Raw genomic sequence first — 22,583 nt, forward strand, 5'->3', positions numbered from 1 at the left:
CCCTTAAGGGCAAGTGGCCACACCCCACCGTTTCCAGTGAACCTCGCCTCATTGTCTGACAAACTTATATGAAACGTCAGAAACGATGGAGACGTCAGAGATGTCTCAAACACGAATCGCCGTCTCGAACCAGAAGGGCGGCGCTGGTAAGACGACGACCGCCATCAACGTCGCCGGCGCACTCGCCGAGCGTGGCCACGGGGTCCTCCTCGTCGACGCCGACCCGCAGGGGCACGCCACCGAAGGCCTCGGCTACGAAGACGAGTATGACACCGAGGCGCTGTCACTGTACGACGTCCTCATTGATATCGCCGAGACCGACCGCTTCCCCGAGCTCATCCGCCACCACGAGGAGTTCGACGTCGTCCCCGCGCACGTCCAGATGTTCAAGCTCGAGGGCGAACTCACGACGGCCCGCCGTCGGGAGGAGCGACTGTCGATGGCGTTCGATTCCTTGGAACACGAGTACGATTTCGTCATCGTCGACTGCCCGCCGAACCTCGGCCCCCTCGTCGATAATGCACTCTTGGCGTGCCGCCGCGTCCTCATCCCTGCGCCCACACGGACAACCGCCATCCGCGCCCTCGAAATCCTCTTCGACCAGATAGAGATACTCGCCGAGACGTTCGACGTTTCAATCCACCCGGTCGCCCTCGTCGCAAACGAGGTCACCACGGACTCGGAAGCCGAGAAGATGCTTGAGTGGTTCGACGACGTCCTTGGCGAAGGTGTCCCGGTGTTCGAGGTCCGCAAGAGGGTCGCCCTACAGCGGGCGTGGAACAACGGTGTAAGTATCTTCGCCCACCCGGAGGAGTGCGACATGACCGGCGTCTACGACGACGTCGCGGCGTACCTGGAGGGCCTCAACGATGAGTGAGGACAATGGCGACGAGAAGCGGAAGCTCCGCGGTGACGCGCTCCGAGGGCGTCTCTCTCGGACGTCGGAAACATCAGAAGCATCAGAGACGTCAGAAACGTCTGAAACAGAACAGGGCGAATCGGCCGACGAAGCGGATTCATCAGAAGCGTCAGAAACGTCAGAAACGACGGAGACGTCAGAGGCGTCAGAAGAATCAGAGAGCGGAGGGCTTCGCGGCGACGAGGAGAAGACGAACGTGAATATGTACCTCCCGACGAAGCTGGTGAACCTGATGGGCGTGACGTTCGACGAGGTCAACCGCCCGTACAAGCTGGAGGGGACGCCGCTACAGAAGAACCGCCATTACCGGCCACTCGTCCTCCGCCTCGGTCTCGAAGCACTCGAAGAGATGGACGACGACGAGATACGCGACCGTCTCGAAGACGACGACCTCCTCGACGACCCGCCGGAGTAGGGTGAACTATTAGTCCCCCGAATCGCCCGACAGCTCCACTCCGGGGGGTAAAGAAGAGTTAACTTCTGGGCGCGCGGGAGGCGGGGGAGTCGGGCCCACGCGCGGCGGTCGGGGCGTCATTGGAAACAACGCCCATGCGTGGATTCCTTAACCAACGCCGAGGGTGTCTCCTCTCCTCCCGTTGGTTAAGACCGCGGACGGTCCCCTCGGCGGCGGGCGTCCCCATTGACTCTCATTCCTCGGAACAACCCCATAGACGCCGCAAGGACGCCGGCGGGGGTCACTCCTCGTCGACGTCGTCGGGTTCTTCCTGCCCCTCCTCGTCTTCCTCGTCCTCGAAGCGTTGAATCGCGTTCGCGTATTCAAGCTCTGTAATTTCGCCTTCGAGGAGCAACGGGAGAAGGGCGTCGCGCGGGAGCTCGAAGAGGTTGTCTCCGGTGTACTCTGCCCTCTCGTCGGCGAGTTCGACCGTAATGTCGACCTCGACGTTCTTCGTGTACTCCCCCGGAGCTCCAACTTGCCCCACCGCCATCCGAACCCCCTCTTCGAGCATCGTTTCGAGGAGACGGACGTCCTCCATTCCCTCTCCCCCGGGGTTCTGGAGCGTTGCCCAGTAGGCAAACCCGAGAAGGTGCGGAATCGTGTGTCGGATCGGCCAGCGGTTCTCGACGACGTCGTCGTCCCGAATGACCTGTCTCATATCATCCTCGCGGAGGTGATAGAGAAGAATCGGGAAGTCGAGAAGCGAGTTTTTCAGATTCTCTCGAATGTCGGACCGAATCGCACGCTCGGTATTCGACTGGGGCTCAATGTCGGTCTCTCCTCGCAGGTAATCGCGTCGGTGGGGGGTGAGAATCCCCCGTGGTCTCCCGTTGCCCATGACGTTACTGCTGTTCACAACGGCGGGTCAAAACAGTGCCGGTGTAGGTTCCGCGTTTCGGTACATTTAACTATACCCCGTCCTTTACTCCACGTGAACAGCTATGGCCGAACGTGACTGGTCAACTATTGCCGTCCGCCCCGATACGCTCGCACGGCTCAAAGAAGTCAAGCCGTACGAGTCTCTCTCCTTCGACGAATTTCTGACCGAGGTCGTGGAGATGTACGAGTCTACGCGGGAGGCGGACGCGCCCCGCGGGCCTTAAGTCCTAGAAGGTGAACTGTATGGGCAAGGCTCCGGAGGACAGGTCGAACACGCCGCCGGGGGGCTCTCCTGGCAGGGAATATCCCCGGTTGCGGCGTGTTTGGAAAATTATGGTTGCATCGACTTTCAATCGATTGCGCATGTGGAAGAGGTGCTACAACACCTCCCAGCAGGCGGACACCAAACGTCCATGTATCATTTCGTGATACCGGGCTTTATGTCTGTCGGATACCGCCCGTCTGCTTTTCCGCATCGCCGTCTCGCCCGCGTTAACGGGCCTAGAGCGGTTATATGCAAACCACCACGACAAAACTGAACGACTACAACGACGGCGAAATAATCGACGACTCCGGCGACGCTCTCCACGCCGACGGATGTGGCGTGTTAGGGTGTAGACGTGACACGGGGCTTCAACGTGTCACCATCGACGGGCAGGGGGACCGAGTCCTCTGTCGCTATCACCGGAAGGGGACGCTGGGGGTGTCTTCGTGAGCTCCCCGGACCTCGACTGGGAGGGACTCCTCCGTGACACGCGCGGGTTCCTCCACCTCGACGACGACGACCCCGTCCCCATCGACGAACTCCGAGAGACGGCCCGCTCGCACGGCTACAGCGACCGAGAGGTGAAGGCCGCACTCGACGCGACCGACACCCTCGAAGCGGTCGACGTCGACCACGTCCGTCTCGCGGCGGGGGAGGACGACCCCACGACCGAGACGCCCACTCCCGACGACAGGGACGTCCGAGTACACTACCGCCGGGCAAAACCCGCTCTCGACGCGCTGGCGCAACTCGGCGACGAGGGAGCACCGACGGGCGCGTTCGCGGGGAACAGTGGATGGTACACGACACGCCCCGCGACGTCTATTGAGGACCTCGAAGCGGGGTTCGACGGCTACGGGCGCGCGAAGACGCTGGCACGCGACTACAGTGAGATAGTCACCGGCGCGGACGCGAGTACCGGCGGGCGGTCGTTGTACGCACTCACGAACTACACCGACGCGCTCCTCGACGAACAACGGTTCACCCGCGGCGAGGGGGGCAAAGAATGGGAGGGAGGCGAGAACCCCCTTCCCGAGTACGCCGATATTACGGGATTCGCCCCATTCGCCGACATTGACCTCGAAGGCGACCATAAAGAGCGCCCCCTGCCGGACGCGACGCACGACGCCGTCGAGGACGCCCTTGCACGCTACACGGCCGCGTTCGCCGACTTGATGGGAGGATACGAACACGTCTTTGCTCTCGACTCCGTGGGCGGCGCGTACGTCTTTGGAGCGCCGGCGTCGACGGCCCCGATTGCCGAGCGATACGCCGACGACCGTGACGCCCTCGGGCGGATTTTCGGAGAGTACCGGACACGGCTCAACGAGTGGTTAGGGGACGTGGCGGACACCGTCCGCGAGGACGTCCCTGCCGTCGAAGGCGTGTTCGACGCCGACTGTGTGAATAACAAGAACCGGCAGTACAAGGCCCCGCTCTCCATTCACAAGCGAATTGACGGCGTGGTACACCCGCTCGACGCCCGGACGCCCACCTACGATTTCGTCCCGCTCGACGACGTCGACGACGGCCTCATCGACGACTGCCGGGCGTGGGGCGAGGACTTCACCGACACCCGCCACGCCGACGCCGTCGAGTCGGTCGTCGAGACGCTCTGGGCCGACGAGTACGACGCGGAGGACGTCGAGACGTGGACCGACGCGCTCGACGCATGGCTTACCCGCGAGCGCGAGAGGGAAGCTCGACAGGACGCACTCGCCCGCCAACGTCGGGAGCGGGCGACCGGAGACGACGGCGAGCGCGAGACGGCGACGACACTCCGCGACATTTACGCCGCCATCGACGCCCTCGACGTTGAGAGGGTCGCCGAGAAAACCATCGTCCGGCAGTGGACTGACCGCGAATCAGGGCTCACCGACCGCTCTGGCGCAGGGAAACGCGCATTCGTCCCCATTTGGGCGGGCGAGGTGAACAGCGGGAACGCGAACTACATCAACACCGACCGCGGGACGTGGGTGGATACGGCAAACGGCCACCACGGGACCGCCGTCGAAATGGCCCTCATCGCCGAGGAGAGCTGGACGCGCGGCGACATCGCCGATGGCGAGGACTGGGCGCGCGGCGTCGAACACCTCCGCAACCTCGGATTCGACATTCCCGAGTACGAACCCGCCGACGACGAAGGCCCGCCCGAACCCGAGGTGTGCGACCCGCCGGAGTACGACCCCAAACCCTTCGACCGGGAGCAACGGTGGGACGAGTTCGCGGGACACCGGTTCGACGAGTTCCTCGACGGCGACGCGCCGATGATATGGGGCGACACTGCTGGGTCGGGGAAGACGACGAATGCCGCCCGCGCCGCGGCCGTCCGTGACCTTGAGCACGTCGTGTTCTTCGACCTCCACGAAAAGGCCCGAGAGTTCCAGCAGGACTCAGCCACCCCGGACGGGTACTATCACCTCCGCGGCGGCCCGCAGAAGCGAGAGGGGACATGTATGGACGCCGATCACGCCGACGAGGAATGCCCAACACACGGCCACGGGTCGAACTGCCCGTCCATGTGTCCGGTACACGACCTCCCCAGGGACCACGCCGACCGACGACAGTACGAAGCCATCAAACGGGAGGTGGGGCCGGTCAAGGCCCACCAGATTGTCGACCCGCACGACGGCGAGGAGTGCGAGTGGCTACAGCAGTTCTCCGAGATAGAGAGCGAGGACCGCATCGTCGGAGTGAAAGAGTACCAGATGCTCAAGACGGTCCGCGACGGACGAATCTGCATCGTCGACGAAGAGGCAGGGACGCCGTCGACCGACCGCCATATAGAGGTTGAGGACCTCGTCCGGGCGGGGAACCGACTTGACCACCTCGCCGGCGTGTTCACCGGGGACCAGGGCGAGAACTTCCGCGCCTTCGCGAGGTTCACTCGCGACGTCGTCGACGTTATCACGAACCCGGAGACGCCGGACACTCTCGCCGCGCTCGACGCTCCCGCCGTGGAGTGGGACGAACGGATGGTGTCCGACGGGACCGGTGACTACGGCGTCAAGGAGACGCTCAAAGGAGAGACGCTGGCCCGTCTCAAAGTCGAGTACAGCGAGAACATCATCGGCGACATGAAGGACGATGAGTGGGACGGGACGCCGCTCTGCTTCGACGCCGTCCTCGCGGCCGCCATCGCCGCGGGACTCCCGGGTAAGGCGACGCGGGAAGCCATCGCCGCTCCCCTCTCTCTGTCGCACTGCCCACGGTGTTCGTCGAGAACTGACCTCCACAACGGCGCACGAGCTTGTGAGGAGTGTGGATGGCACGAAAAGCACGACACCATCCTCCCGCATGACCCCGCGCGAGGCCGGGCGAAAGCGTGGATAGAAACGAACTCGTCCGACGCCCCGGTCGCTCTCAAAGCTCGCACCGTCCCGCTGAAGAGCGACCTTCCCGAGAAGCCGCTCATCCTCAACGCGACGCCGACGCCCCGCGCCGTCCGCGGACTCTACGGCAAGGACCCCGTCGTCACCGGAGACGACCCGGTAGAGGCGAATATGCGCGTTACGCAGGTCACGACGGGTCAGTACCATTACAACACGATTTGGAAGAGTGCCGAGAAGGGGCGCGGGCCGGTCGCCGGTCGAATACAGTCGACTCTCGACACCGCCGCGCGGGTTCACGACAAAGTCCTCGCCATCGGAAAGCAGAACATCCGGCAGTTCTTCGACACCGCGCAGAACGTCGATTGGATGCATTATCACGCCACTCGCGGGCTAAACCGAGCGGACTACGACGCCGTCGTCTGTGTCGGTGCGCCGCACCCGAACATGGACGACCTCCGCCGTGACGCCGAACTCCTCGCGATGGACGACCCCGAACTCGACGCCGGGGGAGAAGAGCACTCAACGCGCGACGAGGCCGCCGACGCTCACGCCCGGAGGTACATCTATACCGACGACGACGGCCGCGGGCGACAAATCAAGACGAAAGAGTACACCGGACTTGCCGGGGACCTGTTCCGGGCGGCCCGCGAGGACGAGATTGAACAGTGTGTCCACCGTCTCCGCCCCGTCCTCGCCGAGGAGACGAAGCACGTCTACCTCCTCACCAACGTCCCCACGGCACTCCCCGTCGACGAGCTCGTCGGGTTCGACGAACTCGCCGACCCCCTCCGGGCGATGCTCCCGGTCGCCGACGGCGCGCTTGACCTACTCGGCCACGTCCGGCGCGTCCTCGACGGCGAGGGCGACATCGACGGGTTCCGCGCGGAGACGCTCATCAACCGTGACGGCGACGCCGTGACGTACAATAAGCGCGGGTTCCACCGACTCGCGACGCTCTGCGGGATGGACGTCACCTACCGGACGGTGTCGAGCTGGGTCAACGACCTCGAAGAGATAGGACTCCTCAACGCTGGAGCGTACGAACAGCGGCGTGGACGTGTCTACGCTGCCGAAATCTCTACTTTGAAATCGGCGTTATCAGTTCTACACGGTAACGGCAGTTTCAAAGTAGAAGCACAGCGCCGCTTACGGGCGAAACTGGCCGATTCACCCCGTACACTCGACTGGCTGGAGTGGGCGCGCGACGTGTTCGGACTCTCCGGGGACCGGTGCGACCGCTTGGACGGAGGTGGTCCGGTGCCACATGGCGCGGACTGACCTCAATGTCCCCGTTTGAGACACCGAGTTCGCCCCACCCTCGAAGCGACGGCTCTCTCCCGACCGCCAGTCCCCAACCCGATGACCCCGACGCGGGCGAGGTTCTGGATTCTACCCCCGCACACGCCGTGTGTGTGACAAAACGTACCACACAAACACCGGCCGATGCCCCGTCCTCTCCTATGACGACTGATACCTCTCTCCCCGACCGTACCGACTTCCGAACTCCCCACACGGCCCGCAAGCACCTCACCGAGTCCGACACCTCTCCCGCGGCCGTTGAGGAGCTGCTCCGGGCCCTCCGATACGACGCACTGTGTGCGTGGTGCCTGTCTCCTCTCCGTCCCTCGCCGGCGTGTCCGACCCCGGACGAACAGGCGGGAGTGACGTGGGTCGAATCCGGCCGCCGCCGATATTGCGACCGCGAGACGTGCGGTGAACGCGCGTCTCTCGACGGCCCGGCCCCGGACCGGTGCCGCTCAAAGGACGAACTTCTGAAGCACTACACTAACGCCCTCGACGCGCTGGCGACGTTCTATCATCTCGCGGACCACGGATTCGACGTCGACGCCGAGGCCGGCGAAGAGGCAATTTGGACCGCATGCGACGAGCGCCGGTCGGGTGAGGGTGTCGAGGTAATCTCCGAGGCCCTCGCCGCGGCACTCACCCCGCCATAACTTCTCTGTAAGGTACTCAAAACCAACAGAGTTATAGGCCTCGGCTACGTAGCACACAGATAGAGCCCTCCGGTCTCCTCGGGGCCGTATTGGCCGCCGGGGACGCCTCTCCTTAGACTTCCGTCTCTTCAGACCATCCTCCCCACCCCACCCCCACCCACCGGTAAAAACACCTGGAGAGGCACCGGAGGGCCGGTTTTGAATACAATGAGCAGCACCACCAGTTCGACGACCACGATTCAACTCCGCGAACGTACGGCGGATGAACTACACGCTCGGAAAGAACGCGGGGACTCGTACGACGACGTTATCCGCCGCGAACTCGGTCTCGACACGGAATGATGATCGCCCGCGCCGATGTTCTCGACACGCTCACTCCCGGGGAAGTGACGACGTCGGGGCACGTCGCTCGGACGATGAACTGCCCGGTTCGGACCGCGAATGACGTCCTCCGCGAGCTTGCGAACGACGGCCTCGTCGAACTTGACGTCGATTGGGCGGCCGCGGACGCCACGGACGAACTCATCGTCCGGCGCATTCCTCGCGACCGCTCCCGACTCTTCTCCACCGCCTAATTATGCCACGTAGAACCCGACGAGAGCTCTCGCGTATGATAGACAACCTCGCCGACGCGCCGGCGGGTGGAGACGCCACCCCTGCCGACGTCGAGCTGACCGAAGCCCAAGCGCGCGCCGTCCGGGAGTTCGACCTCCGGTGTGACACCCTCGCCGACCTCGACGACGACCTGGAGGAGGCGCTCTTGGAACTCACCGGCGGTGAGTGACCCCCTGCCGATGACCCTCGTACATACCGGGGCGAGGCAACTGAGTTCGTCTTCTGTCGCTCTTCGGGGTCTTCTCTCTCTGTCGGTCCGCGGTCCGCGCGACTCATCTTCCCGTGACCGGGGCATTCCCCGGTCGCGTACGTTGACGCCCCTCTTCGGGGCGCGGGGTTTTCGTACACACACCACCCCCACCGACCCCACACACACCACAACCCATGACTGACTCCGACCCTGACCCCGAGACGGACGCCGATTCGTCCGTCGCCGACCTCGAAGCAGAGCTGGCCGAGACCCGCGCAGAGCGCGATGCTCTCGAATCGGACCTCGAAGCCCTCCGCGCGGAACGCGACGCCCTCCAGGCCAACCTCAACGCACAGACCGCCCAGCTCGAAGCCGCTCACCGCGAGTTCGCCGCCCTCCTCGTCGACGCCGGCGTGACGTTCCTCGACGAAGACGACCTCGTCGAGCGGTTCGAGTTCACGGACCTTCTCCAGCGAACCGACCTCGAAGACCTCTCCGCGAACCCATGACCCCGTCGTCGCACTCCCCGACCGCCGAGTCCCCCGCCGAGCGCCGTCTCGCGGCCATCCATGACCCCGACCGCGAGACCCTCGAAGCGGAGGCCGCTCGCCTCCGTCGCGAACGGATTGAGTGGGAGTGGGACGTCGCCACTCTCATGGCCGAGTCCGACTCAACGCTGGTCGACGACCCCACAGTGTACCTCGACGCCGCCGACGGGTTCGACTCCCTCGCGGTGTACTTCCGCCGGTTCTGCGAGATGCACGCCCCGCCGACGACCGGGTAACGGACGCCCTCGAATCGCCCGCCAACCTCCCTGAACACTCTCCTACTCCATGTCTGAAACCACTCTTCACGAACTCGCCGAACAGAACTCTGAGCGTCTGGCCGCTCTTGCCGACGCCCTCGACGTCGACGACCCCACCCGACAGACGGACGCCAAGAAGGCTTCTTTCCTCGGGTTCGACTCCCCTTCGCCGTCGCCCTCGACGCAGAAATCCCTCTCCGACGCCGACCGCACGGCGGCGCTCATCAAACAGAACGCAGAGACTCTCCAGCACATCCTCGAAGCCGTTGACGAGGACGCCGGGCGGAACGTCGGCAGTGAAAAAGCTGCGTTCTTGGGGATGGAGTAAGATGGCGGCGAGCCCCTCCCCAACCGACTCTCCCGTCCCCGACGACGGGGAGGACGATATCGTCATTCTCGACACCGCGGGCGCAGAAACTCTTACGTTCGACCTCTCGCTCCCGGCCGACGACGCATTTGAGGTGGCCCTCTCCGGCCGCGACGGCGTCAACCAGTTCCGCGTCGAGGTGACGCACGACGGGACGCCCCTCCACGCGGCGACGGTCGGCGGGTCCTTCTTCAGCGAAGGCCCCCACCGGCAGCGATTCGTGACGACGGCCGCGCGTCTCATCAGCGGCATCGCCGAGGTGGCGGAGACTGAGGCGGCCACCGCCCTCCTCGCCGCCCTCGGAAACGTTCAAAACCGGATTGTCGCGGGTGAACTCCACGTCCTCGACGACCACGCCCGCAAAGTCGTCTCCAGGACGGCAGACGTCACATATACCCCCAACGGTCGGAAGTGGGTGGTGACGTTCGCCGACACCCGATTCAACCCGAGCACCTTCTCATATGACCGCACGCAGACCACCATCCCGGCCGTTGAGTGGGCGGACACGACCGCGACTCCCGGGCTCTCGAATACCGTCACGGGGCGCACCTTCGAGGGGGAGAAGGCCCTCGACCGGTGGCGCGCGGTTCGGCGTGTCTGGATGAGCATGTCCGACGTCGGCGAAGCCCCGCCGGGGAGCATCCCGGTTACGGGTGCGGACCTCCGCGAATGGGGCGAACTCCCCCAGATTGACGTCGGCGTCGAGGAGTTCGAGGACGCCGTCGCCAACGCCGACGTCCTCCACGACGTTCGAAGCGCTATGGGCATCGGGCGGGGGAAGACGCAGCTTCTCCGTCACGCCGTCCGGGCCCTCGACGTCGCCGACGAACTCGCCGACGTCGACGCCGAAGGGGGGAACCTCGAATGACGGACTCCCCGACCCCCAAATCGGACCCCCACGCATACCTCACTCCCCCGCGGGTCGCACTCCTCGAAGCCATCGACGACGCCGGTGGGGTGGCCGACGACGACGTCCTCCGTGACGCCGCCGACCTCCCGCCGCGGACGTTGAGTCACCACCTCGACGTCCTCGAAACCATGGCCGCGATAACGGTCAAACACGACGGGGCGGCCCTCGGGAGTCGGACCTACCAAGACCGCGCCGTCGGGGAGCGGCGGGTGCAGCTCACTCGGCGCGGGGAGTCTCTCGTCGGGGAGGCCGACCCCGTCGCCCCCGTCTCCGAGGACCACCCCGCCGGCGACTACGTCGAATCCGGCCTTTCCCTTGAACAGCGCGTCGGGGAGTTAGAATCCCTCGTCGCCGAGCTCACCGCGGAACTCGGAGACGACCATGAGTGACGGGTTCGACCCTGAGACGGACCCGGTCGTTTCGTCCCGACAGGCCACCGTACACTCGGCGTACACACGTCTCCGTGCTCGCGGGGAGGACGAAGCCGCGAACGAACTACGACAGGCCGAGACGCTCGCAGAACAGACACGTATCGCCCGCGAGGTGAAAGAGTTCGACCCCGAACACGACTCCGCCCAGAACTCCTCGCAGGCCCGAATCAGGAGCATGTACGACGCGCTTCTTGAACACGGGTTCGAGGAGGAGGCGGAGGCCCTCCGTTCGGGAGACACCGTCAACGAACAGGAGCGACACCTCGCACACCTTCGCGCCGAGTGGGGAGTCTCCACTCCCACCGGCGTCGCCGAGTTCGCGGACGCCACTGGTGGAGAAGCCGCCAGCGGGTGACTGCGTCGCCCACCTGCGTTTAACACTATTTGACAATGTCCTCTGAAATAGACTACACTACCCTCGACATTCCCGAAGACGAATCGCCCGAAAACTACAGTTGGCAGGCCCGACGTGCCGAAATCCTCCGCCGTATCAAAGAGGTGGGGCACCCTGCGGCGTTAAATCAGGCCGAGTTGGCCCGGGAGTTCGACACCTCCCGGCAGAACATCAATCACGACATCGACGTCCTCGCGGACCACGTCGAGGAGGACCTCGGCCGACGGCGCACCTTGACGGCGAAATGCGTGTTCGACCGGTGTATCACTGGCCTTCTTGAGGAGGAGGAATATGCTGCCGCCGCCCGGGTTGTTCGCGACCGCGAAGAATGGCTGACCGAGCGGAAGGACTGGGAGGAGCTGGCGGAGCGCGTTGAGAGAGTCGTCGAGACGCAAAACCGAGCGAAGTACCGATGAGACGCACGAAACGGGAGTTAGAACGACGAATTGACGCCCTCGCGGATGAGGCTGACGACGTCGACGTCGTCGAGACGCCGCCACTCACCCCCGATGAGAAGGATGCCCTCGACGCCGCATTCGACCCAGCGAGAGAGACCCCGGACGGCATCGGCGAGTGGCTGACGGACACCTACGGTCTGACGCCGGTCGACGAGGTGGTGTCGTGACCCCTCGACGGACGCGCCGGAGTTTGGAGCGTGCCATTGAGGATTTAGACCCCGCCGACGGGGGCGACGACGAGACGGACGCCCCGCCGGAGATAACGATTCGTGGGTTCCTCGTCGACGCCGACGGTGAGTGCGCCGGGCAAGCGCGCGAACTCCGGGTTTCGCACTCCCCCGACGGGACGCGGTCGGTGGAGCGGGAGACCTTCGACCTTCCCAACGACCGGAGGGGGGCCGAGGAGTGACTCGCCGACGCACCCGCCGGGAACTGGAGAAGGAAATCGAAGAGCTCGAGGACGAAGTGGGGGCGGACGAGGAGAAGGGTTCTCTCGTCAAAGCCCTCGTTCGGATGCACGAACGAGAGAAAGCAGAGGCCGCTGAGGACGACGTGGACAGGGAGGGCGACGAGTGACCCGCCGTCGTACGCGCCGGTCGCTGGAGCGTGCTGTCGAGGACCTGGAGGGCACTGAGGACTATCCCGACACCAACCTCGCCGAGATTATCGCGGCGATGCAAGCCGACGCCTTCGAGACGGTCGACGGGGAGGCGGGGTTAGTGCGTGTCCACGGGCAGGTCAAACGCTCCCCAGAGATAGACCCGTCTGTGTGGTCCGACTGCCCGGGAGTCGGGGAGGACGAAGCATGACCCGCCGACGGACCCGCCGGTCGCTGGAGCGTGCTGTCGAGGACCTCGAAGCCGACGAGGGGGAGTTACTCACGCTCCCCGAACTCATGTACGCAAACATGGTGCGGTACTACGGAGAACCGGTCTCCGAGCGTGCCCTCCGATTCCTTCGAGACGGCGACGAGTCGGTCGTTGACCCGGCCGCGCTCCCCTACGTGCGACAGTGGCCCGACACCGTCAACGAGGACGGGGGTGAGGCGTGACCCGTCGCACTCGCCGCCGTCTCGAACGCGAAATCGAAGACCTCGAAGAGGAGGAATACACCCCGCTCACCGTGTGTGAACTACTCTCCTACGAGTTCGAGTCGGTCGACGAAGAGGCGGGGGTTGTCCGCGTCGTCGAGACGGGCGAACTCCGCGAGTTCTCTCCCATCTTCGAATCTCTCGGCGAGGCGGTGGGCGAATGACGCGACGCACACGCCGGTCGCTGGAGAAGGCCGTCGAGGGGCTCGAACCCGACGTCCCCGATAAACTCGACGGGCGAGATATCTACCGGTGGTTTCAGGCGCTCGACGAAGAGGGGACGGACGCCGGCCGCCCGCCGGAGTTCTTCGGCCGGGACCGGGAGTGGACGTCAGAGGTGCAGGACCTCCACGACACCATCATCGAGCGGTACCCCTCTTTCACGCACATCTCCCCGGCAGAGGCGTTCGCGCTTAGTTATATGCCCGACGAGGTGACCGATACCGTCCTCGAGCTCCTAATACGGGACCCACCCGATGCCTTCGCCGAGAAGTATCAGGGCCCTCTCGGTCCCGACCTCGACGACTGACGACTCACCGACTACTGTTCGTACTTCATTCCGTTTGCTATCAACCATGACTCACGATATTTTTCTCTCCGACTCCACAGAACAGACCGAAACCAACGCACCCCGGACGCTGGAGGCCGAGTGAAATGGCCTGCCCCGACCCCGCCGACGTGTTCGACGACGTCGACGCCGACGCCGCCGATCTCACTATCCTCCCCGCGGAAGGACACACCCCGCTGACATTCAACCTCGACCTCCCCGAGACGTCTGTCGTCGTCGAGCTCACCCCCAACGGCGAGGACCAGTTCGACCTCGAAGTACTCGCCGACGGAACTCCTCTTCACGCAGACACCGTTAGTAAGGCCTTCTTCGACGCCGGCGTCGACCGCGACCACTTCACGACGACCGCGGCCCGTCTCGTCGCGGGCGTCGCCTCTGTCCCCGAGGACGAGGCGGCCGCAGCACTCGCCGACGTTCTGGACGAGATTCGGGACCTCTTCGTTGAGGGCGACCTCCACGTCGTCGGTGAAGAGGTACGCGAACTCGCAGAGAAGGTGGTCGCCGTGACCTACTCGTCCGATGAGGGTACGGAATACACCGTCACATTCAACGACGTCTCATTCTCTTCGAGCGGGTTCGCATACGTCCGTTCGCAGACGACGATACCCGCCGCACGCTGGGCGGACTCTCACAACCCGCCGAACCTCCCGCCCGTCGCCGGGCGCGTCCTCAACGGCAGCGAGGGCGTCCCACGGTGGCAGGCTATCCGGCGGATTTGGTCCGCGCAGGCCACTATGGGCGAGGCACCGCCGAGGAAATACTCCGTGACGGGTGAGGACCTCCGCAAGTGGGGGGAACTCCCCAAAACCGGCACCAACGTCGAGGAGGTTGTCGACGCGGTGGAAGAACACAGTAGGTTTAGCGACGTCTTCCGGGCGGTCGCCTGCGCGGACCGGGACCTCCTCCGCAATGCCATCCGCGAACTCGGTCTGGAGGACGAAATCAACATGGGCGTCATGGGGTAAGCCCGGCACCCGACGCCGCGGATTGACCGACTGACTACCTCTGCAACTGCTGTTCGACCTCCCGGCCGGGGTGTCCCGGCCCTCTCTTTCCTTTCTCTCCTATGGCTGACGAAGTTCTCAACGCAAAGCTAACTGCTGAAGAATCGATTTCGCGCGCGATGAAGAACGTGGCGAAAGCCACGAATGCAGCCGCCGACGCCGCCGAATCCGCGGCGGTCGATATGTCGGCGATGGCGAGCGCGATGGACACCGTCGAGGATGCCAGCAGTGACGCAAACTCGACGTTCGCAAAACTCTCGGGGTCTCTCGCGTCGGTGAATGAGTCCATCGAGAAGGCGACCTCGTCGTTCTCGAAGGGGACGCCCGCCGTCACGACGTACGACGAGGCCCTCGACAACGTCCCCGGGAGTGCCTTCGAGGCCGTCGCCGGGACGACCACCCTCGCCACCTCCCTCGACAACGTCTCCGACGAGGCCAACGAGGCGACGGGCTCCCTCTCCGCGTTCCAAGCCGCCGCCGGGGCCGTCGCGGGAACCACCGTCGCCGCCTCCGTCGCGATGAACACGCCCGACGGGGGCGGGGTGAGTCTCCCCTCTCCCTCGTCGCAGACGGCAAACGTCGAGACGTCGGCGAGTACGGGTGCGCTCTCCCAAGTGCGCCGGTCGCTCTCCTCGCTCCCCGGACGTCGGAGTGTCGGCGTCGGCGTCGAGTCCGACGGGATGGGCGCGCTCTCGAATCTCCGCGGGGCACTCTCCTCACTGCCGTCTCGTAAGACGCTGACCGTCAACGCCGAGACAGACGGGGCGCTGCGCGGCATCGCGAGGGTCCGCGGGGCGCTCGGCAACCTCTCCGGGCCAAACCTCGCCGCGGGGCTCTCCGCGGAAACAGCGGACGCGGAGGGGTCCCTCGCCCGGATTCAAGATACGTTTGCAAATCTGTCGGTCCCCGACCTCTCACTGGGGGCAAACACGGGAGGTTTGCGCGGGGACGTCGCGGAGGTGCGGCAATCGCTCGAATCGCTTCCCGATGTCCGTATCTCCGCCGCGACCGACGCGGGGGACCTCGTCGGCACTCTCGAATCCGCCCGGGAAGAGGCCCTCGACGCGACGCAGGCGCTCGGCCAGATGGACGGGGCGGTCGGGGAGGTGGTTGAGTCGGCCGACTCCCTCGACGGCCTCACGGACGGCCTCACCCGCATTGGCGCGTCGACCGACGAACTTGACGGCCTCTCTGAGTCTGCGAAGGACCTCCTTGACGCCGGCATTCAAGGCGCGTCGGGCGTCGAGACGTTAGAAACCGCCGTCGACGACGCGGGGACGGAAGCCCTCGCGACGGCGGGCGAGTTGGAAGCCCTCGAAGAGAAGATGGGAGACACCGTCGGGGAGGCGGTCGCCGCCTCCGGGTCGGTCACCGCGTTGGCGTCGCGTATAGATGAACTCGGAGATGAGGCCTCGGGTGCCGCTCTGGAGTTGACTGGCCTTCAAGGCGCGATGAGTTCGCTGTCGGGCGTCTCGACTCGTCTGGGCCCCTTCGCAGCGAATCTGGGTGTCGTCTCGAAGCTGGCCGGTCCTGCCGCCGCTGGGATTGCCAGTATAACCTCAGCGGCGGCAGGCGGCATCCTGGGGGGTGGTGGGGCCCTCGCGGGCCTCGCGGGCCTTCTAGGCGGCGGCGCTTTGGCCATCGGCGAACGGGTCGCCGCGTCGAGCGAGAAGGCGACGACGGCGATGGAGGGGCTGCAAGAGTTCATGGGCAGGGTGCGCGACACTGCCTCTCAGATTTTAGAGCCCCTCAAGAACGACGCCAACGCGGCGCTGTTCACCGGGACGCTGTCGGCGGGGCTCACCGTCCTCGAAGACTTTGTCACGCTGACGACGTCGCTCAGCGGGGAGTTGCACGGGTTCGCCAACGCCCTCGGCGACACCTTCTCTGCCGTCGAACCGCAGGCGTTCGCGGCGTTGGAGGACTCTATTCGCACCGTCCTCCCCACGCTCGAAACCCTCGCGACCGGCGCGCTCCAAGCAATCCCGGGGTTCATCCGGTTCACGACGGAGGAGTTCGCCCAACTCGCCCCGATGGCCATGGACGTCGCCGGTGTGTTCCTCGACCTCGCGCCGGCGTTGGCCGAGGTCGGAACAGCCGCCCTGTCCCTCATCCTCCCCGGATTGGAAATGGTGGGTTACGCGCTAAAGGGACTCTTGCCGTACGTCGATATGCTTGTCCCGCTCGCCGAGACCCTCGGGAACGTCTTCGGCGGTATCGCGGACGTCATGGGACCGGTCCTCACTCAATTCAGCACACTCGTTGTGGGCATCGCCGGTGTCACGAAAGCCGTCGGCGTCCTATCGGGCGTCGCGGGCGCGCTCTCCGGGCTGTTCTCCGCCCTCTCCGGCGTCCTCGGTGGCCTCTTCTCCGGGGGCATCATCTCCGCGGCCGTCTCTCTCGCCGGGACGCTAGCCGGGCTAATCAATCCCGTTACCTTATTGATAGGAATTGGCGTGGGACTCGCGTCAGTTCTGAATCTGTGGGACGACCTGTTCAACGCCGCCGCTCTCGGCGTGAACCTCGTCATTGAATATGTCGAGTATCTTGCCAATATAGCAAAAATTCTATCTAACGTCCTCATCGGCCTCGGAAATGCCGCCGTCAGTTTACTGACCCCATTTGACACGATGGGCGGGTTATTCGCCGCCGTGGGAGGGGCGTTTGACTGGTTCACCGGCAAAGTGATTGACGGAGCAAAGGCGATGTTAGACTTCCTCGGCCCCGTCGCCGACATAATCAAAGGACTCGACGACGCGGTCGGCAAGCAGGGCGGGGTGTCCTTGGATAAGTACAAACTCAACCAAGGCGACGACGGCGAGGGTGAGGGGTCGAACCCGTACACCAGCGGGTCGTCACCCGGGACCGGCGGCGGTGCCGGTGGCGTTGGGAGCTACCTCGGCGAAGGGAACGTCCCTGCCACCGCGCCCCAGTCCTCGTCCGCATCCTCATCCTCGTCGTCGGGGTCGACGGCGTCCTCCGGGACGTCGACGGTGAATAAGTACGTGAACAATATCGAGGTGACCGTCGAGGGCGACGCAAAGAAGGCCCGCGTCAAAGAGGCGGTACGCGAGGCTCTCGAAGAGGAGAAGCGCCAGAGTCGTCGGCGGACGTCGCCGATGAACTAAGGTACTTGCAGTCGTGGTGTCGTAACCCTTAGCATCCCGTCTGTGTACTCTCGAATATGGCCGACTGTCCCCGTATCACGGATTTGTCGGCAATCGGCCCGGTGAACTTCAAACTCCGGAATACTGGGTTCCTCGACGATACGGAAATAGAGTACGACGGGTACGGAAGCTACCAAGCAACCCGACGAAACATCTGGAGCACGCGGAATCACAACCTCCGCCGTGTCCTTCGTGAGTTTCCTCTTGATGAACCCCTCCCCGATCAGTGCGCACATTGGATGCACGCCGTTGTCGGTCGGCACTTCTTCCCTGATGCGAATCACCGTACGGCCTTCTTCATGCTCCGGCGTATCCTCAGCGAGAACGGGGTTGAACCCGGGGAGTGGCCCACAGAGAAAATCGAAGACGTGACTCGCGAATCCCACCGCGTTCGCGGGGAGATGGAACAAATCACAATGGACATAATCTACCGGAAGGACGAACTCTTCGAAGTGTGGCGTCGCTTCTTCGAGGATGTACTGCCGGAAGAGGACTGCTAAAAGGACTACTCGGCGTCGTCGTCTTCGTCGTCAAACGGGTCGACGGCGAGAGCAGCGCACAGTTCTGGATTCTCTTCGACGTCGCGCGCCATGGCCCGTTCGCTCTCCCAATTCACATCTTGCATACCTTACAATATACAATCTGCGCGCTTAATGCTTTCTCTCGTGGAAAGCCATGCGTGTCACTGGACTAAGCGGTGGGGTCACTCGCCGCGGGCGCTCACGACGTCGGTCCAATTTCCTTGAATCTCAGTATCGTACACTCGCTGGAGACACTCACTCCTCGCCCTCCAGATAGCTCCTCGGTCGTCGGTCCTCTCTTCGACCTCGGCGACCTCTTCGGCCCACTCCCGACGACAGATGAAGGACGCCGCCACTCCCGTCTCGTCGTGGAGCCGGACTTCTAGCGGACCGAGTTCGGTGCCGGGGTGAAAGCTCCAGTACGCGGCGACGGCCAGTGTAGCGCCGTCAGCACCCGTCTCCTCGCAGGCGGCAACGACGTCGTCGGCGTCGAGAACAACGACGAGTCTCCCCGACTCTTCGACCTCGGCGCTCTCAACCGGGACTCCTTCGCCTTCAAGAACTCGGCGGAACTCCGTGGCGGCAGAGGCCGACATTCTATGCGCCCCTTTGTCTACAGCGTCGTTCGGGACGTCGACCTCGTCGAATCCGACCACGTCGGCCTCCGCGCGAATAGAGGCGAGGACGTCGCGCTTCGTCGGGGTGAGTTCGCCGAGGTTCTCACTCGACGCGACGGCCGCGGCGGCCCATTCGGTTGTGCATTCGCAGAGAGTCACACACTCTTCGACCTCGTCGACGAGGTTGAGGGTGAGCGGCCCGACGCCCGCCACATCGTGTAGTTTCCAGAAGAAGACGACCGTCCGCGGGATTAGGTCCTCGCAAGGGTCCCCGCTCTCGTCGTGAACCATGGTCGTCACGGTCAGTTCGCCGTCATCGGCGAGGGTCACATCGCGGACGGGGATACCGTCGTCGTCGAGACGATTTTGAAACGTGTTCGCAACCGACATACTAACCGTACGTACTACTGCTCAATGAGTGTTTTTGAGGGTTTAGGTACATGTACGCCGCCGTTTTCCGGGTTAGTAGTTTGGCGATTCGACAGTGTGAAATGGTAGCATCAACTACACTCGTTATGGCTCGCTACTATTACATTAGCGGCCCAATCAAAGGGTCAAAACACCCCGATGACGTGCCCCTTGATGGTCCTATACTTAATGAATTCGTAGCTACCGCTGCATCCGAAGACGCGGCTTTAGAGAAACATCAGACTCACTGCGAGGAGCTTGGAATTGAGATAGAAGACCCCAACGTCGAGGTTTTGGACGAGTACCTTGACGAGGGGGAACACTTGTTTGGCGTTGAAGATACGATCTGGCAACCGGGAGACTCGGTCAGAGAAGCGAAGCGAGAGAAACCAATCGGTCTTCTCACCCCTGTTCACATAGGTATCCTAACAACCATCCACTCGATGAATAGGAACTCCGACACGCCAGTGAGTGCTGACCGTGTCGTAGAACAGTACGAGTCGAATCACGAGTATCAATTGGACCCGTCCAAAGTCTCCGACCTATTTGATGAACTTGTAGAGGACGGTTTCGCAGACCGAGAGCGAGAAGACGGCGTCGAGGTCTATTCAATGACGCCAGAACGGGTCAGGGAACTCCGACGACACACCCTGAAACAGGCACACTTGCAGGAGTGGGGGAGTAGAAACTTACCCGACGAGAGCCACGAATAGCATCTGGCGGTCGTTCGGGAGGGGTCTGAATAAAACCGCATCACCCATCCCGGAAAAGAGTATTTGCGCCGGAGACGGGCTACTCGGCGTGCTTGTGGATGTGGACGTGAATCTCGACGGTCGTTCCGTCGGCCTCGACCGTCGCCGAGGGTTCGTTTGGCCCGCTCCCCCCGTCGGTCACCGGGACGTCGTGTTTTTCCCCGCAGGCGGGGCAGCGGGTGGTGTCGCTCTCGTCGGTGGCCCCGGTGCGGTCCGTCTCGAAGCGGGTGTTACACCGCTCGCAGCTTATCGCCGTCATAGGCCGCGCTCCTCGCCGCGAGAGGCGATGGTGATAGCCGCCGACCGGTCGGCGTCAACGCCGCCGACGCCACAGTCGGGGTTGAGACACCGAAGGCGCTTCCCCTTCCGCTCTCCGCGCTCCCCGCAGCGGTGGCACTCAAGAGAGGTGCCGTCGGGGTCGACGTACACGACGGGGACGCCGGCGTCGATGGCGCGGTCGGCAAGCTCTATCTGGAGGTGCGGGAGTAACCACGCGCCGACCTGTTCGGCGTCGTCGCGTATCTCCCACAGCGGGCGGTGGTGGCGTCCCAAGTCCTCCAAGACGAGAACCGGATTCGGGTGCGTCCGCACCCACTCCACCGTCCGCGCGACGGTGTCGAGGAGCTGCGCGCGGAGACGGTACCAGAAGGCGGCGGTGAGTTGGGCCTCTCCGGCCTCGGTCTCGAACCCCGCACTCTGGAGTGCGCCGACCGCCGTCGTGAGGTAGTCGAACACCTGCGCCGGGGCGTGACCCTCGACGGTGAACACATCGCGGGTGTCCATATCGGGCGTCGCTGCCGCCACGAGCGTCTTCTCCCCGACGTCGATGCCGATGGGCGTCACGGGGGGCGACGCCGTCTCGACGCCGGCAGTGGCCGCTCTCGTCGAGTCGGTACTCATCGGTCCATCTCCTCTATCATCTCTTCAGGGTTCTCTAATCCAACCCACAGTTGCACGCCCGCCGAGAGTCCCGCCTCGACGTCGTCGAACTCAGCTTCGAGGGCGGCCAATGCGTCGTCGTCGAGGGCGTCGGTGGGGTTAGCCATCGCACACCCCGAGGAGACGGCGTCCTGAAGCGTGCCAATTGAGACCTGCGGGTTCACCCCGCGCGCCCACGGTTCGGTGTCGTCGGCGACGACGGCGAGCGTCTGTTCGGTGAGCGCCTGGAGGGCGTGGAGTTCGTCGCGGAGCGCGTTGACTTGGTCGGCGCTCGGGGCGTCGCCCGCCCGGAGCGTGGCTTCGACGTCGTGGAGGACGTCTTCGAGGGTGAAGCGGGCCTCCATGACGTCGTCGTGCGCGAGGGCGGGGCCGACCTCTTCCCACGGGTTCGGTTCGGCGGGCATCTCTGGCGATTCGGTCGTCGTCTCGTCGTCGGTGGTGTCGTCAGTCATGTTTTCGGGTTCGGAGTCGGCAGGTTCCGGGGCGTCAACCCCCGGGGTCGTCTGCTGATTATCGCTCTTCTCGCCGGTCCTCGACGCGAGGATGGTGTCGGCGAGTTCGCCGACGGCGTCGTCGCGCGTCTCGACGAGGGCGCGGAGTTGGGCGTACGTTGCTTCGGTCAGGTTGGTGGGTGTGTCTGGCATGTGCTCGGCCTCCGTAGGGACGCCCCACAGCCGGCGCTCGACGGCGTCGTCGAACCGACCGCCTGCGTGCGCCCCCGGTCCGGGGCAGGCGGGGAGAGAGCCCCCGCTGGCGGCCGGGTTAGTGCTGCGCCGAACAGCCGGCGCGGTGCGTGAGGCGGTCGGGGTCGGCGGGGACCGCTTCGGCGTGACATTCCTCGCAACGTACATACGTCGCCCCGCCAGCGGCCGTCGGTTCGCGGTGGTAGGTGAACGTGGGGCCGGCGGCGGGCATCTCGTCGGCCTCGGCGACGGTAATCTCCCCTCCGTCAGCGACGAGTGGGGACGGCGTGTCCGCGGGCGCGGTCACGTCGTCGAGGACCGTGAGGTACTGGGTGACGGCGCGAACGTCGCGCGCGTCGGGGTCGGTCTCAAGAACGATGCTTTCTCGGTTCTGCGTTTCAGTAGTTTCCATTGGTCTTCAGCTCCACAGAAGGCCAGTCCGGCGTCCCAAGCGCCGGGCGTTTCCAAACGCCCCAGGGGACCGTCCTTCCTTGTTAGTACCTTAGAGGGCATTAACCATAAACCTACCGGCATAGAGGGGTGGCTCGCAAATTATCCCGCGTTCGGACCTTAGAAGGAATACCCTTTAGGGCATTAACACTGTATAGGGGACAATGCCTGATTCAAACAAGGGCGGGCGGAAGCCCCGAGTCACTGACGAGGACCTCCTGAACGTGTTTCGGGAGTCCGACGAGCCGGTTCTCTCAACCGCCGAGGTGGCCGAACAGGTACCTATCAAACGCCGGGGGACGTTGAACCGCCTTCAGACGCTCAAGGAGGACGGATATTTGGAGAGTAAGCAAATCGGCGGGCGGAACACGGTGTGGTGGCTCACTGAGTGAGCATCTGTCACTTAG

At 64.3% G+C, this 22,583-nt stretch carries 32 protein-coding genes; 26 read left to right on the top strand and 6 right to left on the bottom strand.

The window, feature by feature from the left end:
• Positions 1-100 precede the first annotated feature (100 nt).
• Both ACZ522_RS00060 and ACZ522_RS00065 read left to right on the top strand, forming a co-directional pair.
• Positions 101-877 carry a ParA family protein gene (locus ACZ522_RS00060; RefSeq protein ID WP_379691918.1) on the top strand — a complete coding sequence of 259 codons (777 nt, stop codon included), beginning with the start codon at positions 101-103 and terminating at the stop codon, positions 875-877.
• Positions 870-1,334: a hypothetical protein gene (locus ACZ522_RS00065; RefSeq protein WP_464391634.1), complete on the top strand. Its 465-nt coding sequence runs from the start codon at positions 870-872 to the stop codon at positions 1,332-1,334. Before ACZ522_RS00060 ends, ACZ522_RS00065 begins: the two co-directional genes overlap by 8 nt.
• A 280-nt stretch (positions 1,335-1,614) precedes the next feature.
• On the opposite strand, the gene ACZ522_RS00070 is transcribed toward ACZ522_RS00065, so the two are convergent.
• Complete coding sequence (locus ACZ522_RS00070; protein WP_379691916.1) at positions 1,615-2,214, bottom strand: hypothetical protein; 600 nt, start codon at positions 2,212-2,214, stop codon at positions 1,615-1,617.
• Between the two features lie 103 nt (positions 2,215-2,317).
• On the opposite strand from ACZ522_RS00070, the gene ACZ522_RS00075 reads away from it, so the two are divergent.
• From ACZ522_RS00075 to ACZ522_RS00180, 22 genes are all read left to right on the top strand, one after another.
• Entirely contained in the window at positions 2,318-2,479 is a 162-nt protein-coding gene (locus ACZ522_RS00075) for a hypothetical protein (protein WP_379691915.1), read from the top strand.
• 487 nt (positions 2,480-2,966) lie between these two features.
• Entirely contained in the window at positions 2,967-7,130 is a 4,164-nt protein-coding gene (locus tag ACZ522_RS00080) for a hypothetical protein (RefSeq protein ID WP_379691914.1), read from the top strand.
• Positions 7,131-7,513: 383 nt separating this feature from the next.
• Entirely contained in the window at positions 7,514-7,807 is a 294-nt protein-coding gene (locus ACZ522_RS00085; RefSeq protein ID WP_379691913.1) for a hypothetical protein, read from the top strand.
• Positions 7,808-8,145: 338 nt separating this feature from the next.
• A complete protein-coding gene (locus ACZ522_RS00090) occupies positions 8,146-8,382 on the top strand; it encodes a hypothetical protein (protein WP_379691912.1) in 237 nt (78 codons plus the stop codon).
• Between the two features lie 35 nt (positions 8,383-8,417).
• The gene (locus tag ACZ522_RS00095; RefSeq protein ID WP_379691911.1) at positions 8,418-8,591 is read left to right on the top strand and encodes a hypothetical protein; all 174 of its coding nucleotides are present in this window, start codon (positions 8,418-8,420) and stop codon (positions 8,589-8,591) included.
• A 215-nt stretch (positions 8,592-8,806) separates the two neighbouring features.
• On the top strand, positions 8,807-9,121 hold the full coding sequence (locus ACZ522_RS00100) for a hypothetical protein (protein ID WP_379691910.1): 315 nt from the start codon (positions 8,807-8,809) through the stop codon (positions 9,119-9,121).
• On the top strand, positions 9,118-9,396 hold the full coding sequence (locus tag ACZ522_RS00105) for a hypothetical protein (RefSeq protein WP_379691909.1): 279 nt from the start codon (positions 9,118-9,120) through the stop codon (positions 9,394-9,396). The genes ACZ522_RS00100 and ACZ522_RS00105 overlap by 4 nt, the downstream gene beginning before the upstream one ends.
• A gap of 49 nt (positions 9,397-9,445) precedes the next feature.
• Positions 9,446-9,745: a hypothetical protein gene (locus ACZ522_RS00110; protein WP_379691908.1), complete on the top strand. Its 300-nt coding sequence runs from the start codon at positions 9,446-9,448 to the stop codon at positions 9,743-9,745.
• A gap of 1 nt (position 9,746) precedes the next feature.
• On the top strand, positions 9,747-10,652 hold the full coding sequence (locus ACZ522_RS00115) for a hypothetical protein (RefSeq protein ID WP_379691907.1): 906 nt from the start codon (positions 9,747-9,749) through the stop codon (positions 10,650-10,652).
• Positions 10,649-11,083, top strand: a complete 435-nt coding sequence (locus ACZ522_RS00120; protein WP_379691906.1) for a hypothetical protein — start codon at positions 10,649-10,651, stop codon at positions 11,081-11,083. Before ACZ522_RS00115 ends, ACZ522_RS00120 begins: the two co-directional genes overlap by 4 nt.
• A complete protein-coding gene (locus tag ACZ522_RS00125) occupies positions 11,076-11,480 on the top strand; it encodes a hypothetical protein (protein ID WP_379691905.1) in 405 nt (134 codons plus the stop codon). Before ACZ522_RS00120 ends, ACZ522_RS00125 begins: the two co-directional genes overlap by 8 nt.
• Before the next feature lie 35 nt (positions 11,481-11,515).
• Complete coding sequence (locus ACZ522_RS00130; RefSeq protein ID WP_379691904.1) at positions 11,516-11,935, top strand: hypothetical protein; 420 nt, start codon at positions 11,516-11,518, stop codon at positions 11,933-11,935.
• Positions 11,932-12,144, top strand: coding sequence for a hypothetical protein (locus ACZ522_RS00135; RefSeq protein ID WP_379691903.1), 213 nt, complete (start codon positions 11,932-11,934; stop codon positions 12,142-12,144). The genes ACZ522_RS00130 and ACZ522_RS00135 overlap by 4 nt, the downstream gene beginning before the upstream one ends.
• Positions 12,145-12,167: 23 nt before the next feature.
• Positions 12,168-12,386: a hypothetical protein gene (locus ACZ522_RS00140; RefSeq protein WP_379691902.1), complete on the top strand. Its 219-nt coding sequence runs from the start codon at positions 12,168-12,170 to the stop codon at positions 12,384-12,386.
• Positions 12,383-12,553, top strand: coding sequence for a hypothetical protein (locus ACZ522_RS00145; protein WP_379691901.1), 171 nt, complete (start codon positions 12,383-12,385; stop codon positions 12,551-12,553). Before ACZ522_RS00140 ends, ACZ522_RS00145 begins: the two co-directional genes overlap by 4 nt.
• Complete coding sequence (locus tag ACZ522_RS00150) at positions 12,550-12,786, top strand: hypothetical protein (RefSeq protein WP_379691900.1); 237 nt, start codon at positions 12,550-12,552, stop codon at positions 12,784-12,786. The genes ACZ522_RS00145 and ACZ522_RS00150 overlap by 4 nt, the downstream gene beginning before the upstream one ends.
• The gene (locus ACZ522_RS00155) at positions 12,783-13,028 is read left to right on the top strand and encodes a hypothetical protein (RefSeq protein WP_379691899.1); all 246 of its coding nucleotides are present in this window, start codon (positions 12,783-12,785) and stop codon (positions 13,026-13,028) included. The genes ACZ522_RS00150 and ACZ522_RS00155 overlap by 4 nt, the downstream gene beginning before the upstream one ends.
• On the top strand, positions 13,025-13,231 hold the full coding sequence (locus tag ACZ522_RS00160) for a hypothetical protein (protein ID WP_379691898.1): 207 nt from the start codon (positions 13,025-13,027) through the stop codon (positions 13,229-13,231). Before ACZ522_RS00155 ends, ACZ522_RS00160 begins: the two co-directional genes overlap by 4 nt.
• On the top strand, positions 13,228-13,596 hold the full coding sequence (locus ACZ522_RS00165) for a hypothetical protein (RefSeq protein ID WP_379691896.1): 369 nt from the start codon (positions 13,228-13,230) through the stop codon (positions 13,594-13,596). Before ACZ522_RS00160 ends, ACZ522_RS00165 begins: the two co-directional genes overlap by 4 nt.
• Positions 13,597-13,721: 125 nt before the next feature.
• Positions 13,722-14,600 (top strand): hypothetical protein, encoded by an 879-nt coding sequence (locus ACZ522_RS00170; RefSeq protein WP_379691895.1) that lies wholly within the window; start codon positions 13,722-13,724, stop codon positions 14,598-14,600.
• Between the two features lie 101 nt (positions 14,601-14,701).
• The gene (locus ACZ522_RS00175) at positions 14,702-17,767 is read left to right on the top strand and encodes a phage tail protein (RefSeq protein WP_379691894.1); all 3,066 of its coding nucleotides are present in this window, start codon (positions 14,702-14,704) and stop codon (positions 17,765-17,767) included.
• Positions 17,768-17,823: 56 nt separating this feature from the next.
• A complete protein-coding gene (locus tag ACZ522_RS00180) occupies positions 17,824-18,306 on the top strand; it encodes a hypothetical protein (RefSeq protein WP_379691893.1) in 483 nt (160 codons plus the stop codon).
• Positions 18,307-18,509: 203 nt separating this feature from the next.
• Here the strand turns inward: ACZ522_RS00180 and ACZ522_RS00185 are convergent, their stop codons facing one another.
• The gene (locus ACZ522_RS00185) at positions 18,510-19,334 is read right to left on the bottom strand and encodes a hypothetical protein (RefSeq protein WP_379691892.1); all 825 of its coding nucleotides are present in this window, start codon (positions 19,332-19,334) and stop codon (positions 18,510-18,512) included.
• Between the two features lie 101 nt (positions 19,335-19,435).
• Here ACZ522_RS00185 and ACZ522_RS00190 point away from each other — a divergent pair, with 101 nt between their 5' ends.
• Positions 19,436-20,065, top strand: a complete 630-nt coding sequence (locus ACZ522_RS00190; protein WP_379691890.1) for a hypothetical protein — start codon at positions 19,436-19,438, stop codon at positions 20,063-20,065.
• Positions 20,066-20,144: 79 nt separating this feature from the next.
• Here ACZ522_RS00190 and ACZ522_RS00195 read toward each other — a convergent pair whose 3' ends face one another.
• From ACZ522_RS00195 to ACZ522_RS00210, 4 genes are all read right to left on the bottom strand, one after another.
• Positions 20,145-20,363, bottom strand: a complete 219-nt coding sequence (locus ACZ522_RS00195) for an FmdB family zinc ribbon protein (protein WP_379691889.1) — start codon at positions 20,361-20,363, stop codon at positions 20,145-20,147.
• Entirely contained in the window at positions 20,360-21,004 is a 645-nt protein-coding gene (locus ACZ522_RS00200) for a zinc ribbon domain-containing protein (protein WP_379691888.1), read from the bottom strand. The genes ACZ522_RS00195 and ACZ522_RS00200 overlap by 4 nt, the downstream gene beginning before the upstream one ends.
• Positions 21,001-21,687: a hypothetical protein gene (locus ACZ522_RS00205; protein ID WP_379691887.1), complete on the bottom strand. Its 687-nt coding sequence runs from the start codon at positions 21,685-21,687 to the stop codon at positions 21,001-21,003. The genes ACZ522_RS00200 and ACZ522_RS00205 overlap by 4 nt, the downstream gene beginning before the upstream one ends.
• Positions 21,688-21,805: 118 nt before the next feature.
• On the bottom strand, positions 21,806-22,138 hold the full coding sequence (locus ACZ522_RS00210; RefSeq protein ID WP_379691886.1) for a DUF8118 domain-containing protein: 333 nt from the start codon (positions 22,136-22,138) through the stop codon (positions 21,806-21,808).
• Between the two features lie 202 nt (positions 22,139-22,340).
• Between ACZ522_RS00210 and ACZ522_RS00215 the strand changes: the two genes are divergently transcribed.
• A complete protein-coding gene (locus tag ACZ522_RS00215; RefSeq protein WP_379691885.1) occupies positions 22,341-22,568 on the top strand; it encodes a hypothetical protein in 228 nt (75 codons plus the stop codon).
• The last annotated feature ends 15 nt before the right edge of the window (positions 22,569-22,583 follow it).

The organism is Halopelagius fulvigenes, from assembly GCF_055398025.1.

What these genes read in the sequence shown, in the direction of transcription:
- ACZ522_RS00060 (WP_379691918.1), top strand. Translation starts at nt 101, where the DNA reads ATGTCTCAAACACGAATCGCCGTCTCGAACCAGAAGGGCGGCGCTGGT.
- ACZ522_RS00065 (WP_464391634.1), top strand. Translation starts at nt 870, where the DNA reads ATGAGTGAGGACAATGGCGACGAGAAGCGGAAGCTCCGCGGTGACGCG.
- ACZ522_RS00070 (WP_379691916.1), bottom strand. Translation starts at nt 2,214, where the DNA reads ATGGGCAACGGGAGACCACGGGGGATTCTCACCCCCCACCGACGCGAT.
- ACZ522_RS00075 (WP_379691915.1), top strand. Translation starts at nt 2,318, where the DNA reads ATGGCCGAACGTGACTGGTCAACTATTGCCGTCCGCCCCGATACGCTC.
- ACZ522_RS00090 (WP_379691912.1), top strand. Translation starts at nt 8,146, where the DNA reads ATGATGATCGCCCGCGCCGATGTTCTCGACACGCTCACTCCCGGGGAA.
- ACZ522_RS00095 (WP_379691911.1), top strand. Translation starts at nt 8,418, where the DNA reads ATGATAGACAACCTCGCCGACGCGCCGGCGGGTGGAGACGCCACCCCT.
- ACZ522_RS00100 (WP_379691910.1), top strand. Translation starts at nt 8,807, where the DNA reads ATGACTGACTCCGACCCTGACCCCGAGACGGACGCCGATTCGTCCGTC.
- ACZ522_RS00105 (WP_379691909.1), top strand. Translation starts at nt 9,118, where the DNA reads ATGACCCCGTCGTCGCACTCCCCGACCGCCGAGTCCCCCGCCGAGCGC.
- ACZ522_RS00110 (WP_379691908.1), top strand. Translation starts at nt 9,446, where the DNA reads ATGTCTGAAACCACTCTTCACGAACTCGCCGAACAGAACTCTGAGCGT.
- ACZ522_RS00115 (WP_379691907.1), top strand. Translation starts at nt 9,747, where the DNA reads ATGGCGGCGAGCCCCTCCCCAACCGACTCTCCCGTCCCCGACGACGGG.
- ACZ522_RS00120 (WP_379691906.1), top strand. Translation starts at nt 10,649, where the DNA reads ATGACGGACTCCCCGACCCCCAAATCGGACCCCCACGCATACCTCACT.
- ACZ522_RS00125 (WP_379691905.1), top strand. Translation starts at nt 11,076, where the DNA reads ATGAGTGACGGGTTCGACCCTGAGACGGACCCGGTCGTTTCGTCCCGA.
- ACZ522_RS00130 (WP_379691904.1), top strand. Translation starts at nt 11,516, where the DNA reads ATGTCCTCTGAAATAGACTACACTACCCTCGACATTCCCGAAGACGAA.
- ACZ522_RS00135 (WP_379691903.1), top strand. Translation starts at nt 11,932, where the DNA reads ATGAGACGCACGAAACGGGAGTTAGAACGACGAATTGACGCCCTCGCG.
- ACZ522_RS00155 (WP_379691899.1), top strand. Translation starts at nt 12,783, where the DNA reads ATGACCCGCCGACGGACCCGCCGGTCGCTGGAGCGTGCTGTCGAGGAC.
- ACZ522_RS00165 (WP_379691896.1), top strand. Translation starts at nt 13,228, where the DNA reads ATGACGCGACGCACACGCCGGTCGCTGGAGAAGGCCGTCGAGGGGCTC.
- ACZ522_RS00170 (WP_379691895.1), top strand. Translation starts at nt 13,722, where the DNA reads ATGGCCTGCCCCGACCCCGCCGACGTGTTCGACGACGTCGACGCCGAC.
- ACZ522_RS00175 (WP_379691894.1), top strand. Translation starts at nt 14,702, where the DNA reads ATGGCTGACGAAGTTCTCAACGCAAAGCTAACTGCTGAAGAATCGATT.
- ACZ522_RS00180 (WP_379691893.1), top strand. Translation starts at nt 17,824, where the DNA reads ATGGCCGACTGTCCCCGTATCACGGATTTGTCGGCAATCGGCCCGGTG.
- ACZ522_RS00185 (WP_379691892.1), bottom strand. Translation starts at nt 19,334, where the DNA reads ATGTCGGTTGCGAACACGTTTCAAAATCGTCTCGACGACGACGGTATC.
- ACZ522_RS00190 (WP_379691890.1), top strand. Translation starts at nt 19,436, where the DNA reads ATGGTAGCATCAACTACACTCGTTATGGCTCGCTACTATTACATTAGC.
- ACZ522_RS00195 (WP_379691889.1), bottom strand. Translation starts at nt 20,363, where the DNA reads ATGACGGCGATAAGCTGCGAGCGGTGTAACACCCGCTTCGAGACGGAC.
- ACZ522_RS00200 (WP_379691888.1), bottom strand. Translation starts at nt 21,004, where the DNA reads ATGAGTACCGACTCGACGAGAGCGGCCACTGCCGGCGTCGAGACGGCG.
- ACZ522_RS00205 (WP_379691887.1), bottom strand. Translation starts at nt 21,687, where the DNA reads ATGCCAGACACACCCACCAACCTGACCGAAGCAACGTACGCCCAACTC.
- ACZ522_RS00210 (WP_379691886.1), bottom strand. Translation starts at nt 22,138, where the DNA reads ATGGAAACTACTGAAACGCAGAACCGAGAAAGCATCGTTCTTGAGACC.
- ACZ522_RS00215 (WP_379691885.1), top strand. Translation starts at nt 22,341, where the DNA reads ATGCCTGATTCAAACAAGGGCGGGCGGAAGCCCCGAGTCACTGACGAG.